This window comes from Chryseobacterium sp. RR2-3-20 (assembly GCF_017808115.1).
GTDB lineage: Bacteria > Bacteroidota > Bacteroidia > Flavobacteriales > Weeksellaceae > Chryseobacterium > Chryseobacterium oryzae.
The window spans coordinates 25,558-37,808 of sequence record NZ_JADQBD010000027.1; the positions used below are offsets into that span (position 1 = coordinate 25,558).

The 12,251-nt window shown below is 39.9% G+C and carries 15 protein-coding genes and 2 pseudogenes; 15 read left to right on the forward strand and 2 right to left on the reverse strand.

What is annotated here, in order from left to right; genetic code table 11:
• Positions 1 to 91: 91 nt before the first annotated feature.
• Positions 92 to 745, reverse strand: a pseudogene (locus IV513_RS08210) (TraM recognition domain-containing protein); the annotation flags it as partial.
• On the opposite strand from IV513_RS08210, the pseudogene IV513_RS08215 reads away from it, so the two are divergent.
• The 15 genes and pseudogenes from IV513_RS08215 to IV513_RS08280 form a co-directional block, all read left to right on the forward strand.
• Positions 739 to 1,434, forward strand: a pseudogene (locus tag IV513_RS08215) (TraG family conjugative transposon ATPase); the annotation flags it as partial. The pseudogenes IV513_RS08210 and IV513_RS08215 sit on opposite strands and share 7 nt — an antisense overlap.
• Before the next feature lie 28 nt (positions 1,435 to 1,462).
• Positions 1,463 to 2,095 carry a DUF4141 domain-containing protein gene (locus tag IV513_RS08220; protein ID WP_209390105.1) on the forward strand — a complete coding sequence of 211 codons (633 nt, stop codon included), beginning with the start codon at positions 1,463 to 1,465 and terminating at the stop codon, positions 2,093 to 2,095.
• A 3-nt stretch (positions 2,096 to 2,098) separates the two neighbouring features.
• Complete coding sequence (gene traJ / locus IV513_RS08225) at positions 2,099 to 3,094, forward strand: conjugative transposon protein TraJ (protein WP_024566595.1); 996 nt, start codon at positions 2,099 to 2,101, stop codon at positions 3,092 to 3,094.
• Between the two features lie 19 nt (positions 3,095 to 3,113).
• A complete protein-coding gene (gene traK, locus IV513_RS08230) occupies positions 3,114 to 3,737 on the forward strand; it encodes a conjugative transposon protein TraK (RefSeq protein ID WP_024566594.1) in 624 nt (207 codons plus the stop codon).
• A 12-nt stretch (positions 3,738 to 3,749) separates the two neighbouring features.
• Positions 3,750 to 4,178: a hypothetical protein gene (locus IV513_RS08235; RefSeq protein ID WP_024566593.1), complete on the forward strand. Its 429-nt coding sequence runs from the start codon at positions 3,750 to 3,752 to the stop codon at positions 4,176 to 4,178.
• An 18-nt stretch (positions 4,179 to 4,196) separates the two neighbouring features.
• The gene (locus IV513_RS08240) at positions 4,197 to 4,481 is read left to right on the forward strand and encodes a hypothetical protein (RefSeq protein ID WP_024566592.1); all 285 of its coding nucleotides are present in this window, start codon (positions 4,197 to 4,199) and stop codon (positions 4,479 to 4,481) included.
• The gene (gene traM / locus IV513_RS08245; RefSeq protein WP_209390106.1) at positions 4,468 to 5,808 is read left to right on the forward strand and encodes a conjugative transposon protein TraM; all 1,341 of its coding nucleotides are present in this window, start codon (positions 4,468 to 4,470) and stop codon (positions 5,806 to 5,808) included. Before IV513_RS08240 ends, traM begins: the two co-directional genes overlap by 14 nt.
• 24 nt (positions 5,809 to 5,832) lie before the next feature.
• A complete protein-coding gene (traN, locus tag IV513_RS08250; RefSeq protein ID WP_024566590.1) occupies positions 5,833 to 6,732 on the forward strand; it encodes a conjugative transposon protein TraN in 900 nt (299 codons plus the stop codon).
• Positions 6,733 to 6,752: 20 nt separating this feature from the next.
• Entirely contained in the window at positions 6,753 to 7,313 is a 561-nt protein-coding gene (locus IV513_RS08255) for a conjugal transfer protein TraO (protein ID WP_024566589.1), read from the forward strand.
• A gap of 11 nt (positions 7,314 to 7,324) precedes the next feature.
• The gene (locus IV513_RS08260) at positions 7,325 to 7,774 is read left to right on the forward strand and encodes a DUF3872 domain-containing protein (protein ID WP_024566588.1); all 450 of its coding nucleotides are present in this window, start codon (positions 7,325 to 7,327) and stop codon (positions 7,772 to 7,774) included.
• Between the two features lie 130 nt (positions 7,775 to 7,904).
• Entirely contained in the window at positions 7,905 to 8,177 is a 273-nt protein-coding gene (locus IV513_RS15805) for a molybdenum ABC transporter permease (RefSeq protein WP_088583383.1), read from the forward strand.
• A gap of 42 nt (positions 8,178 to 8,219) precedes the next feature.
• Positions 8,220 to 9,734, forward strand: a complete 1,515-nt coding sequence (locus IV513_RS08265) for a hypothetical protein (protein ID WP_209390107.1) — start codon at positions 8,220 to 8,222, stop codon at positions 9,732 to 9,734.
• A gap of 189 nt (positions 9,735 to 9,923) precedes the next feature.
• Positions 9,924 to 10,235, forward strand: a complete 312-nt coding sequence (locus tag IV513_RS08270; protein ID WP_024566585.1) for a helix-turn-helix domain-containing protein — start codon at positions 9,924 to 9,926, stop codon at positions 10,233 to 10,235.
• The gene (locus IV513_RS08275; RefSeq protein ID WP_024566584.1) at positions 10,216 to 10,515 is read left to right on the forward strand and encodes a helix-turn-helix domain-containing protein; all 300 of its coding nucleotides are present in this window, start codon (positions 10,216 to 10,218) and stop codon (positions 10,513 to 10,515) included. The genes IV513_RS08270 and IV513_RS08275 overlap by 20 nt, the downstream gene beginning before the upstream one ends.
• A 272-nt stretch (positions 10,516 to 10,787) precedes the next feature.
• On the forward strand, positions 10,788 to 11,177 hold the full coding sequence (locus tag IV513_RS08280) for a response regulator transcription factor (RefSeq protein ID WP_024566583.1): 390 nt from the start codon (positions 10,788 to 10,790) through the stop codon (positions 11,175 to 11,177).
• Between the two features lie 45 nt (positions 11,178 to 11,222).
• Here the strand turns inward: IV513_RS08280 and IV513_RS08285 are convergent, their stop codons facing one another.
• Positions 11,223 to 12,179: a hypothetical protein gene (locus IV513_RS08285; RefSeq protein WP_245168900.1), complete on the reverse strand. Its 957-nt coding sequence runs from the start codon at positions 12,177 to 12,179 to the stop codon at positions 11,223 to 11,225.
• Between the last annotated feature and the right edge of the window lie 72 nt (positions 12,180 to 12,251).

The window sequence follows — 12,251 nt, forward strand, 5'->3', positions numbered from 1 at the left end:
TTGGCATTTTATATGTTGACGTAATGGTGCTGTTACTTTTAATTCTTCTAACAATATATTAATAGAAAAATCACAAAAATATTTAGTATAATCATTCTTTCTGCACCAAATGCTGTAAGTTAGGGTCATTCTTGATACGCTCCATTTCACTAACAACAATATTCAGAATGTCTGATTTTATCTGCTTGTAATTGTTTTCTATTTCCTGCTTCATCTTATCCTCGCCCTGTTCATTTACAAAAGATAAGATTTGCGGTATCTTTTGATAGGCTTTGGTTTCGGCGGCTACCTTTTCATTATCTACTACGATTTCAGCGTGAAATATTTTTTGCTCAATACGTTCGTCAAAGTTATCCGATACAGAACCGACAAACATACCCTGCGTAAGCGTTGAAATTTTAGAAGCTGGAATAAGACTGTCTAATTGTGTGGAAATAGAGGTAGATTTATCGTTGCGGTTAATGGTCATACTTTGGCGTTTCTGTAATACTTTACCGAAACGTTCCGAAAGGCTTTTTGCTGTTTCGCCAACCACCTGACCACTGAATATATTACCGACAGTATTCTGTATTACCTTGCTTTCCTTGTCGCCGTAATCCCTTGTTAATTGCGAAAAATCCTGAAAGCCCAAACATACCGCTACCTTATTACTTCTCGCCGTTGCGATAAGATTGTCCAGTCCCCTGAAATAAATTGTGGGCAACTCATCTATGATAACGGAACTCTTTAGCTGTCCCTCCCTATTACAAGGGTGGCGAGTATGATTATTTGCTGAACTCCAACAAGCAGTTAGACCTGCTTTCCAAACGCTTTATCGTGTTTGAAATTGATGCGATTAAAGACCACAAAATCCTCTTTCCCATAGTTACGATTATCATTATGGAGGTGTTCATCAATAAGATGCGCAGGCTGAAAGGTATTCGCAAACTCATCCTGATTGAAGAGGCTTGGAAAGCGATTGCCAAAGAGGGAATGGCAGAATACATCAAGTATTTGTTTAAGACTGTCCGCAAATTCTTTGGAGAAGCGATTGTCGTTACGCAAGAGGTCGATGACATTATCCAATCGCCTATTGTCAAAGAAAGCATCATCAACAACTCCGACTGTAAAATCCTGCTTGACCAACGCAAGTATATGAACAAGTTCGATGACATACAGGCGATGTTGGGGCTTACGGACAAAGAGAAAGGGCAGGTACTTTCCATCAATATGAATAACGATGCAAGCCGACTGTACAAAGAGGTTTGGATTGGCTTAGGTGGTACGCACTCGGCAGTCTATGCCACCGAAGTTAGTTTGGAGGAATATCTCGCCTATACGACCGAAGAAACCGAAAAAATGGAAGTGATGCAGCTTGCTGCTGAACTGGACGGCAATGTAGAGCTCGCCATCAAGCATCTCTCAATGCAAAGGCGGGACAAAGTAAATCAATAGTCATTAACAATTTAAAATTTCAGAAACAATGAAAAAAGTAATGTATCTGGTGTGTACGGCACTGATGCTCGCCGTAGCACCGTCAGTAAAAGCCCAGTGGGTTGTAACCGACCCCGCAAATTTGGCTTCAGGGATTATCAACTCTGCGAACGAAATCATACAGACTTCTTCAACCGTGAGTAATGTGATAAAAAACTTCAACGAAGTGAAGAAAGTGTACGACCAGGGCAAGGAATACTACGACAAGCTGAAAGCCATCAACAACCTTGTGAAAGATGCCCGCAAGGTACAGCAAACGGTATTGTTGGTAGGCGATGTTTCGGAAATGTACGTGCAGAATTTTGGCAAGATGATGAACGACCCAAATTTCACACCGCAGGAATTGGTCGCTATCGGTAACGGTTATTCGGCATTGCTTAATGAAAGTACCGAACTGCTAAAAGAACTGAAGCAGATTATAACCTCTTCAAGCCTTTCGCTGAATGACAAAGAGCGTATGGATATTATTGACCGTGTGTACAAAGAGGTAAAGGATTACCACAGTCTTGTACGCTACTACACCAATAAGAACATTTCTGTAAGCTACCTAAGAGCGAAAAAGAAAAACGATGCCCAAAGAGTGCTTGAACTCTACGGAACTGCTAACCAAAAATACTGGTAAACTATGGAATGGGATAATCTTCACGAACTCCTGCGGTCGCTTTATGATGATATGATGCCGCTTGCAGGCGATATGGCGGCAGTAGCTAAGGGTTTGGCGGGATTGGGAGCATTGTTCTATGTGGCATTAAAGGTTTGGCAGGCTTTAAGCCGTGCCGAACCTATTGATATGTTCCCTTTGCTGCGCCCGTTCGCTTTGGGGCTTTGCATTATGTTCTTTCCGACTATCGTTTTGGGAACCATCAATGCGGTATTAAGCCCTGTGGTAGTAGGAACCCACCAAATACTCGAAGACCAGGTGCTTGACCTGAACAAGCTGCAACAGCAGAAAGACCAGTTGGAATACGAGGCAATGGTAAGGAACCCCGAAACCGCCTATATGGTATCAGACGAAGAGTTTGACAAAAAACTGGACGAACTGGGATGGTCGCCCTCCGACATTGGTACAATGGCGGGTATGTATATGGACAGGCAAGCCTACAAGATAGAGAAAGCCATAAAGGATTGGTTTCGCAATCTATTGGAAATACTCTTTCAGGCGGCGGCTTTGGTCATTGATACCATACGAACGTTTTTCCTGATAGTCCTCTCCATACTCGGACCAATAGCCTTTGCTATTTCCGTATGGGACGGATTTCAGTCTACGCTCACGCAATGGCTCACGAGGTACGTCAGCGTTTACCTGTGGCTTCCCGTTTCGGATTTGTTCAGCTCAATGTTGGCAAGAATACAATCCCTCATTTTAGAACGGGATATAGCAATGCTTGCCGACCCCACCTATATACCTGATACGAGCAATACCGTGTACATCATTTTTATGATTATCGGCATCATCGGGTACTTTACTATCCCGACAGTAACAGGTTGGGTAATCCAAGCCGGAGGCGCAGGAAACTTTACCCGCAATGTAAACTCCACAGCAATGAAAGCCGGAAACATCGCCGGAGCAGGCGCAGGCTCAACAGTTGGAAACATCGGCGGTAAACTGATGAATAAATAATCATTTATCATTCTAAAAAATGGAATTTAAAACGCTAAGAAATATCGAAAACAGCTTTAGGCAGATAAGATTATATGCCATTGTGTTTGCGGTTCTCTGCATTAGCGTGGTAGGTTACGCCGTATGGCGTTCCTACCGCTTTGCAGAAGAACAACGCCAAAAAATCTATGTACTGGATAACGGCAAATCCCTGATGCTTGCCTTGTCGCAGGATGCGAGCATCAACCGCCCGGTTGAAGCAAGGGAACACGTCAGGAGATTTCACGAACTGTTCTTTACGCTTGCACCCGACAAGAACGCTATTGAAAGCAATATGAAACGTGCGTTCAACCTTGCCGATAAAAGTGCTTTTGATTACTACAAAGACTTGTCGGAAAAGGGTTATTACAGCCGTATCATTTCGGGGAACGTACAGCAACGCATAGAGGTGGATAGTGTCGTGTGCAACTTCGACAACTACCCGTATGCAGTGCGTACCTATGCCAAACAGTTCATTATCCGGTCAAGCAACGTAACCAGGCGCAACTTGATTACTTCCTGCTATCTCGTCAACTCCGTTCGTTCCGACAACAATCCGCAGGGCTTCAATATTGAAAAATTTGCAGTCGTGGAAAATAAGGATATAGAGGTTATCGAACGCTAAAAAAACAATCTTATGGAAGCATTATCAGATTTAAGCACGTTCGCAAAAATCCTTACCGATAAAGGATATAATGGGTATTTCCATACGCAGGGTTCGTATGCCGGAAAGCTGAAAGACAGTATCAGCGAATACCTCGAAAGTTGCCAAAAAGGTGCAGATACTTTGCCTAAGCAGGACTTACTGCTGACAGGCTACCTGCAATGGTCAGGCGATGACAAGCCCCGTGTAGAATGCAGTATGTGGGTAAAGTACCTGAATGGCAAATTCTCATTGAGCCGTATGGAGGTAGCGAAGAAAGACGGCTTTGGGCAATTACTCAAAAAATCGGAACTGGCAAACCTGTCCGTAATGTCCGCACCCAAATTAACGGAAGCGGTCGCACTGGTTAACGATGCGCCGAAGCAACAGGCGGGTAAAAGTCCTAAGCGTTTCAAGCTGTAACACAGAAATAGTAAGGCTATGAAAAAATTAAGAGCAAATATGGACAGGTACTTTGACAAGCTGGACGAACGTTGGCGGGCGTTGCCCTTGCGCAAACAGCACCAATATACGCTGTACTTCTTTGTGGGTTATCTGCTGCTTACCGTAGCGGTCATTGGCAAAGTGATGTACGATACCTCAAAGTCCGGTAACGGTATGGTCATAGAGCATATCGAAAACCCTGTCCTTAAAAGTAAAAACCCTGCAAGGTTGCAGGATAGTGTATCAACAATTTTAAAAAATCAGATTTATGAAAGAAAATGAAAAAAGGGTCAGCTTTCTCGTTGAGGGAGAAGACCAAAACGGAGCATCAAATCTGCCGGATAATAAAAAGAGCAATAAGGATAAGCTCAAAAAGCCAATCATTTTCCTTTTGATGGGCGTGGTATTTCTCGGCTGTATGTACCTCATATTTAAACCGTCTAAAGATAAAAAGGCAGTTGAAAATATCGGGCTGAATGATGCTGTACCGCAGGCTACCGGAGCAGGGATGCCCGATGATAAAAGCAAGGCGTATGAGCAGGAAATGCTCGAACGCAAAGAGCAGGAAAAGCGCAATGCACTGACCACGCTTTCTGATTATTGGAATACTGAAGATACTGCATCTGCTGACAATGAAGAAAGTTTACCTGAAGAAGATGAAGAAAGCAACGGCTTTGGGGGTGGTGGCAGAAAATCGGGACGAAACGGAAATTCTGTATTGAACAGTTACCGTAATGCACAAAGCACGTTGGGTTCATTTTATCAGGACAACAATTCGGAAACAATGGAATTGCGTAAGCAAGTGGACGAACTAAAAGCAAAGTTGTCGGAAAAAGATGTGCCACCTGTGGCCACCGTTGACGACCAACTCAAATTAATGGAGAAATCCTATGAAATGGCAGCAAAGTATCTTCCGCAAAATGCCAATACCGGAAATGCTGATCCTGCCAATGGTGCAACTACTGGGGCTGCGGGTGCTAACCAAAAAGAGCAATTTGTATCGTTCACACCAACAAGAAAGAACATTGTATCAGCCTTGTACCGTGAACCGTCGGACAGTGCCTTTGCAGCCGATTGGAGCCAAACAAAAAACCGTGGGTTTTATACCGCAGGTTCAATTGAACAGGCGGTACAGCCTAAAAACAGCATCAAAGCCTGTGTACACGAAGCCCAAACGGTAGTTGGCGAAACAGGTGTGCGTTTACGCCTGTTAGAGCCTGCTAAAACTCCGCAGCGTACCATCCCCAAAGGAACGATTGTAACGGCTAATGCAAAATTTCAGAATGGCAGGTTGCAATTAAAAGTTACCTCCGTAGAACTGGAGGGCAACATTATCCCGGTAGATATTACCATTTACGATTTGGACGGGCAACAAGGTTTGTACGTTCCGTATTCGCCGGAAATGAATGCCCTTACTGAAATGGCGGGCAATATGAGCCAGACCGGAGGAACAAGCGTAATGCTCACGCAGAATGCCGGACAGCAGGTGGCGGCTGACCTTAGCCGTGGCGTGGTACAGGGTATTTCGGGCTATTTCGCCAAGAAAGTAAGAACGCCAAAGGTTACGCTGAAAGCAGGCTATCAGGTCTTCCTTGTATCTAAAAAATAATGTTGAACTCAAATAAATAAAACAATGAAAAATCATTTAAAAACCTTTTGGGCTATTGCTCTGATACTCGGCTTTGCCGTAACAACTTATGCACAGGATAGTGCAACTGCAAAAACACCGCTTGCATTGGGCAAGATAGAACCGTACCGTATGGAAGTTACCTACGATAAAACGTCGCACCTAATTTTCCCGACCGCCATTCGTTACGTGGATTTGGGCAGCGAATACCTGATTGCGGGGAAAGCCGAAGATGCGGAAAATGTTTTGCGTGTAAAAGCATCAGTAAGGGACTTTGAGCCTGAAACGAATTTCTCCGTTATCACGAATGACGGGCGTTTTTACAGCTTCAACGTGTATTACAGCTCCTACCCGGAGGCATTGAGCTACGACCTGCTCACAATGCAAAAAGCGGTGGATAAAGCCAACGGTAACGACGTGCTTTTCGAGGAACTGGGCAACAATTCGCCCTCACTGGCAGGCTTGTTACTGGAAACCATTTACAAGAAAGACAAGCGCATTGTAAAGCATATCGGGGCTAAAAGTTTCGGCATTCAGTTTATCCTGAAAGGGATTTACATACACAACGGCAAATACTATTTCCATACGGAATTGAGAAACCGTACCAATGTGCCTTTCGAGATTGATTTTATCAATTTCAAAGTCGTGGATAAAAAGGTAGCCAAACGCACCGTAGTCCAGGAACGCCCTTTAACTCCGTTGAGAACTTACAAGCCATTGGACGGTATTGCCGGAAAATCGACCGAACAAAATGTTTTCCTGTTAGACCAGTTTACCATTGCCGATGATAAGGTGTTGCTGATTGAGATTTTCGAGAAAAACGGCGGCAGGCATCAAACATTGCAGGTCGAAAATTCCGACCTAATCAAAGCCCGTTTGATTGACGATATGCACCTAAAATTTTAATAACCCTTTAAAGCAAGAATATGAAAAAGTGTATCTATACCGTGCTGTTTGTCCTGATAGGCATCACGGCTGCACAGGCACAAAGGATGCTGCCGAAGCAGAAGGGATTGGAAATAAGTGCAGGTGTATTGTCCAATGATAAGATTGGCAATGATTACTACATCAGCGCAGCAATGACCATAAACGGTAAAAATGGTAATTACCAGCTTTGGGCGTTGGAATATACCCACCAGTACCACGATTACAAAGACCTGCGCATACCGCAGGAAACCTATTCCACAGAGGGCGGTTACAGCTTCTTTTTGTTGGGAGATGCCCGTAAGAACATTACGCTGAATTTCGCCGTAACGGGCGTGGTCGGTTACGAAGCCATCAACCGGGGCGAAGCGATGCTGTACGACGGTGCGAAAATATTGAGCGAAGATAATTTTATCTACGGAGCAGGCGGTCGCCTCATTTTTGAAACCTACCTGTCCGACCGTTTTGTATTAGTCCTACAAGGGCGTACAAAAGTTTTGTGGGGGACGGATCTGGAACAGTTCCGTCCATCCGCAGGTGTGGGATTAAAGTTTAACTTTTAAAACGTAAAACAATGATAGCAATATTCAATAAATTCAGAATAGGATTACTGCCGATATACGTATTGCTGGCAATCCTCACAGCTTCGGTTTCTTTGGTATCTTGTAGCAAAGATGATGAACTTGAAATACAGAACGATTTTCCTTTCGAGGTAAACGTGATGCCAGTACCCAAAGATGTTGCCAACGGACAGACCGTAGAAATACGTATTACCATACAGCGTACAGGCAATTACAGCAACACGCAATATTTTCTCCGTTACTTCCAGTTTGATGGACAGGGAACATTGCAATACTACAATGAACCGCCGTATCAGCCCAATGACCTGTATCAATTACCAACGGAGCAGTTCAGGTTGTATTACACTTCAACATCTGCCGTATCACAGTCCTTTGATGTTTGGATTTCGGACAGTTTCGGGAATGAAAAGCAGATAACTTTTCAATTTAACAGTAGCGATTAAAAGTAGTATGTCGTTTCATAAAAACGGCTTATCTGATTGGTAAGCCGTTTTCGCATTATGTACACGTCGTTTACAGGGTGAAACAAATATTTTTCGTAAATTCAAACAGTGGAAATAAAGTGTTTTTGTTATGGTCGCATCATTGGTTATAGGTATCATATTTTTGGTTGCAGGCTTGGGACTTCGTTACTGGATTAACCGGAGAAAGTTTTACAGGCGCAGCCCTATGGGAGCAGAGGGTTTCTCATCTTATGAAAGTTCGGTTTTCATTAAATTGATTGAAAGGGTTGGTAAATGGATAGCTTACGCACTGATTATTTTCGGGCTGTTATCGCTGTGGGTTTACTCCCGTGAGAAAAAGGAAAAATCATCCCCGAACACAGAAATACAAAATCCACGATAGTGATGGTTGATTTTCTGTAAACAAATAAAACGACAATAATAAATGAACACAATTTTCCTGACACCATATACATTAATTGAGAACACGGACTATCCAACTGATACCAAAATTGTTATTAGAGCATCGGACTTTGAAAATGTGTTATTTCAAGATGGAAGAATAACATTTAGCTTCATTAACTGTCGTTTTAAAAAATTAGAAATTGAGAACAGTGATACAATTGAGTTTAAAGATATAAGCATTCAGTTTATTGGCTGTTATATAGAAGAAATTACGGTTGAAAATATCATAACAACAAATCTTTCAATCTTCTTTGGAAGTTCAATACTACAAGGACGGATTAAAAACAGCAACTTATTAAGTGTAACAGTTAATAATTGCTTTTTGAACAATTCATTATTTCTACTTGACTTAAAGATAGCTGTAGTGTCATTTACCGTAGAAAATATATATCCCGTCAGGTGGAAGAGGCTACTTAAATCAGTCAATACTACACTTGAAAATTTACTTTTGGAAAAACAGTCATTTTATATTTATGACTGCAAAGAAATAGTATTCAATTTCAATGAAAATTCAACCGATAAGATTGGACTTTACAAAAGACCACATTCTAATAATATCGAAAATAAAATTGGCTACTTTCCGAGCGAAGCAGAAAAGAAAAATTTTAAGGTCAGTTTAAATATTCAATATTCTGCGGATAAAGAACATAAATTGACAAAAGTTATTAATGCTAAACTATTAGCATTATCTATGAGTGGATATTCAACCGGAGAGGTATTAGTTGAAAATTGCAAAATAGATAGTTGGTATATCAGAAACTTTTCTGCACAGTTAGGCAGTAATTTTTATGATATAAAACCATTCAGAAAAGAAACGGAAGAAACCAAATTAGAGATACATAAATCCAATCTTGATAAAGTTTGGTTTGACAACGTATCATTTGATGGATATTCAACTATATCTCTATACAGAAATAAATTTGGGCAAACTACATTAACTGCCTGTGATTTTCCAACCACGTACAAAGGATTTGACAAAATACAGACTATTGAAAACATTCATTATCCAGATAAAAAGGATAATAATTATTTCAAGACACGCTATGAAATTTTTGTTCAATTTAAAAAACAACTTGAAGCATCAGGAAACTTCTACGAAGCTCAAAAATTTCAAGCTATATCTAACGAAGCCCTTAAAAACATTGAGAATTTGCCATATTGGGATAGACTAATATTAAAAGTTAACAGCCTATCAAACAATCACGGATTATCAATAAAAGAACCGTTTATTGCAACAATAGCGATTTCAGTTGTCTTTTACGTTTTGTATTTATGGAGCTTGGGAAGAATTTTTAATTGCAGTGATGTTGATTGGAATTTAGTTGGTTATTACTTCTCATTTTTGGACATAACACATAGGTCAGACTTTTTGGTTAACAAAACTGAACTCAATGGTTTTTCTCTGACTATTGACTATTTTAATAAAATCCTTGTTGGATTTTTAATCTACCAATTCATTGCTGCTTTCAGAAAGTACGGAAAAAGTAAAGTCTAAGTTTACAGCAAATTTTAGGAACATAATAATTGCAATGACGGTATTGAAAAAATCGGATAGCTCGAAAGGTTATCCTTTTTTATTGCGTAAACCGCCAAACACTACCTCTCAAAGCCAAACCCTGCAACATTCCCTATCACTACTACAAGCCTTTATAAATTCGACTTCCACAGAAAAAATGAGCAGATTATGGAAGTTATCGCAATACAAAAGTCCGCATTGGACGGAATGAATAATGGGCTACGGGAACTTTTGGAACTGACCGAAAATGCCACGAGAAAATACACGCCTATTTTCAAAGAAGAGAAGTGGCTCGATAACCAAGAAGTATGTTTGATGATGAACATAACCAAACGGACTTTGCAGACCTACAAGGACAAAGGCTTATTGCCCTATTCCCGACTAAACCGTAAGAATTATTATAAACGCTCGGACGTGCAGGCTTTGCTCGAAGCCGGACAGCCGTACAATACTACCGAAAATGGATTTATTCACGAATGACAATGAAGAAATCATTGTCCATCAGGAAATGATAACGCAACTAAGAAACCGTATCGAAAGCATATTGAAAAACTACCGCCCTGTAATGAACGGCGAAATATACCTTTCGGGCGAAGATGTGTGTAAGTTGCTCCATATCAGCAAACGGACTTTACAGCAATATCGTGATGATAATATCCTGCCGTATATACAAATAGGCGGTAAGATTATTTACAAGGAAAGCGATATTCTGACAATACTGGAACAGAATTATATTTCACATAAAGCAGTTTTACCGTAACCTTTTTGTATTATATGCTATCAAAAAGGAAAGAGTTCAGTATCTTTGTTATCGAAAATATAGAAAATACTTAAAGTGTTTTTGCTTTAAGTCCCACATTGAAAACTGGTAATTTTTAAGACAACGGGACAGATAAGTAGGAACGCTCACGTCATAGGCGTGGGCGCTCGCTTATTCGTTGTCGGGTATACCAGTGCCTCAATGTCGGTAAGTGTAGTTTGCCTGCGCCTTCTTTTTTGTGCGGGGCTACATCAACACAAAAAAGGTATGATATGGAAACTGGTACAGCACAACAAAGAATTACTCTTGCCTTTATCAATGATAACAGTCCGATTTTGGATTTGACCTGTGATAACCTCGTTGCTTCAGGGCTTGAAGTATTATTTCGTTCGGAAAACATTGAAGACGGATTATCTCAATTATCAGCATTAAAAGAGCTTCCCAAAGTTTGTATTATAGACCTTGATTTTTACAACAAGAATGTGCTTGAGCAGCTTCAAAAATTAAGAACGCAATATCCAACCATTAAGCTGATTGCCCATAGCGATATTGATACAGAAAAAACAGTAAAATCTCTTTTAGAGATTGGTTTTGCAGGTTATCTGCTTATTGGCAGCGATGCAGATGATTTTAGAAAAGCCATTGAAGTAGCGACCAAGTAACTATTAGCAATCATTTTCGTATCCGAATTTCAATGATAAATTTTATTAAATTTCATATATAATACCGACAATCTTATTATTATCTAATGTAATTGTCATTTGTTCATATTTAAGATTGAACTTACTTCCTTTGTCAACTGAAGAAGGAAAATATTTTACACCAATAGTGACATTGGGCAAATTAAAATTCCAAGATGACCTAATTTTAAAATCCTTGCCGCATAATTCTTGTTCGGAAGAACTAAGGTATTCTTTGAATTTTGAAATTCCTTCGACTTCAAAAATGGTTTTCCAATTCTTACGTTTCTCAAAAATTATTTGTTCGTCAAGATGTTTCAGAATATTACTTTCATCGGAGCTATTACAAGCATTTATAAAATCACGGATGATTTTTCGAGGTAGCTTTTGAATTTCTCTGATTTCTTTCTTTTTGTTTTCAAGATATATGTTAAAATCGTTTTCTACAACATCAGATATTTTGTAAAATCCCCATTGGAAAGCCTCTTGAGGAGATTTGTAAAGTTTATCTTTTAAAATTTCAGCATTGCCATCCTCATTTTTTGTTTTGAAGTCATCTAACAACAAAAAACCTTTTTCATCGGTGGTTTTGTTAATGCCATCCACAATATTAATAAAGTAATATTCCTCTTTGTCTTCAAATAAAACTTTGATTTTAGGGCTGAATTTTTCAGGTTTGCTTGCTGAGGTTTTTACAAGATATTTCGTTTCATTTAATGGATTTTCAATCTGTCTTCCCCAACCATCAGTCGATAATTCAGACTGGTATCTCATTATTTGAATTCTTATTTCTTTTCGCCCTTTTTCAAGGTTTTTAGTAAATTCATATCCTGGGAAACTATTGAGAATTGCTGTATCCAATTCCCATTCTTCATAATCGCTCGTGAAATTTATTTGATAACTAAATTCATATTCTCGTATGTAAATTGGAAATTGAAATTTGTTTTCGATAATTTTTTGTAATGAATATCCGTAATTTATCATAACTTTTGTATATTTGTAGTAATCAAACAATTAGATATGAATTTATTCAGTTTTTCAGCACATTTTGGGACA

Excerpts from the sequence above, each read along its gene's own strand:
- IV513_RS08285 (WP_245168900.1), bottom strand. The coding sequence starts at position 12,179 with ATGATAAATTACGGATATTCATTACAAAAAATTATCGAAAACAAATTT.
- traN (WP_024566590.1), top strand. The coding sequence starts at position 5,833 with ATGAAAAATCATTTAAAAACCTTTTGGGCTATTGCTCTGATACTCGGC.
- IV513_RS08235 (WP_024566593.1), top strand. The coding sequence starts at position 3,750 with ATGGAAGCATTATCAGATTTAAGCACGTTCGCAAAAATCCTTACCGAT.
- IV513_RS08270 (WP_024566585.1), top strand. The coding sequence starts at position 9,924 with ATGGAAGTTATCGCAATACAAAAGTCCGCATTGGACGGAATGAATAAT.
- IV513_RS08280 (WP_024566583.1), top strand. The coding sequence starts at position 10,788 with ATGGAAACTGGTACAGCACAACAAAGAATTACTCTTGCCTTTATCAAT.
- traM (WP_209390106.1), top strand. The coding sequence starts at position 4,468 with ATGAAAGAAAATGAAAAAAGGGTCAGCTTTCTCGTTGAGGGAGAAGAC.
- IV513_RS08220 (WP_209390105.1), top strand. The coding sequence starts at position 1,463 with ATGAAAAAAGTAATGTATCTGGTGTGTACGGCACTGATGCTCGCCGTA.
- IV513_RS08255 (WP_024566589.1), top strand. The coding sequence starts at position 6,753 with ATGAAAAAGTGTATCTATACCGTGCTGTTTGTCCTGATAGGCATCACG.
- IV513_RS08265 (WP_209390107.1), top strand. The coding sequence starts at position 8,220 with ATGAACACAATTTTCCTGACACCATATACATTAATTGAGAACACGGAC.
- traJ (WP_024566595.1), top strand. The coding sequence starts at position 2,099 with ATGGAATGGGATAATCTTCACGAACTCCTGCGGTCGCTTTATGATGAT.
- IV513_RS15805 (WP_088583383.1), top strand. The coding sequence starts at position 7,905 with ATGGTCGCATCATTGGTTATAGGTATCATATTTTTGGTTGCAGGCTTG.
- IV513_RS08275 (WP_024566584.1), top strand. The coding sequence starts at position 10,216 with ATGGATTTATTCACGAATGACAATGAAGAAATCATTGTCCATCAGGAA.
- traK (WP_024566594.1), top strand. The coding sequence starts at position 3,114 with ATGGAATTTAAAACGCTAAGAAATATCGAAAACAGCTTTAGGCAGATA.
- IV513_RS08240 (WP_024566592.1), top strand. The coding sequence starts at position 4,197 with ATGAAAAAATTAAGAGCAAATATGGACAGGTACTTTGACAAGCTGGAC.
- IV513_RS08260 (WP_024566588.1), top strand. The coding sequence starts at position 7,325 with ATGATAGCAATATTCAATAAATTCAGAATAGGATTACTGCCGATATAC.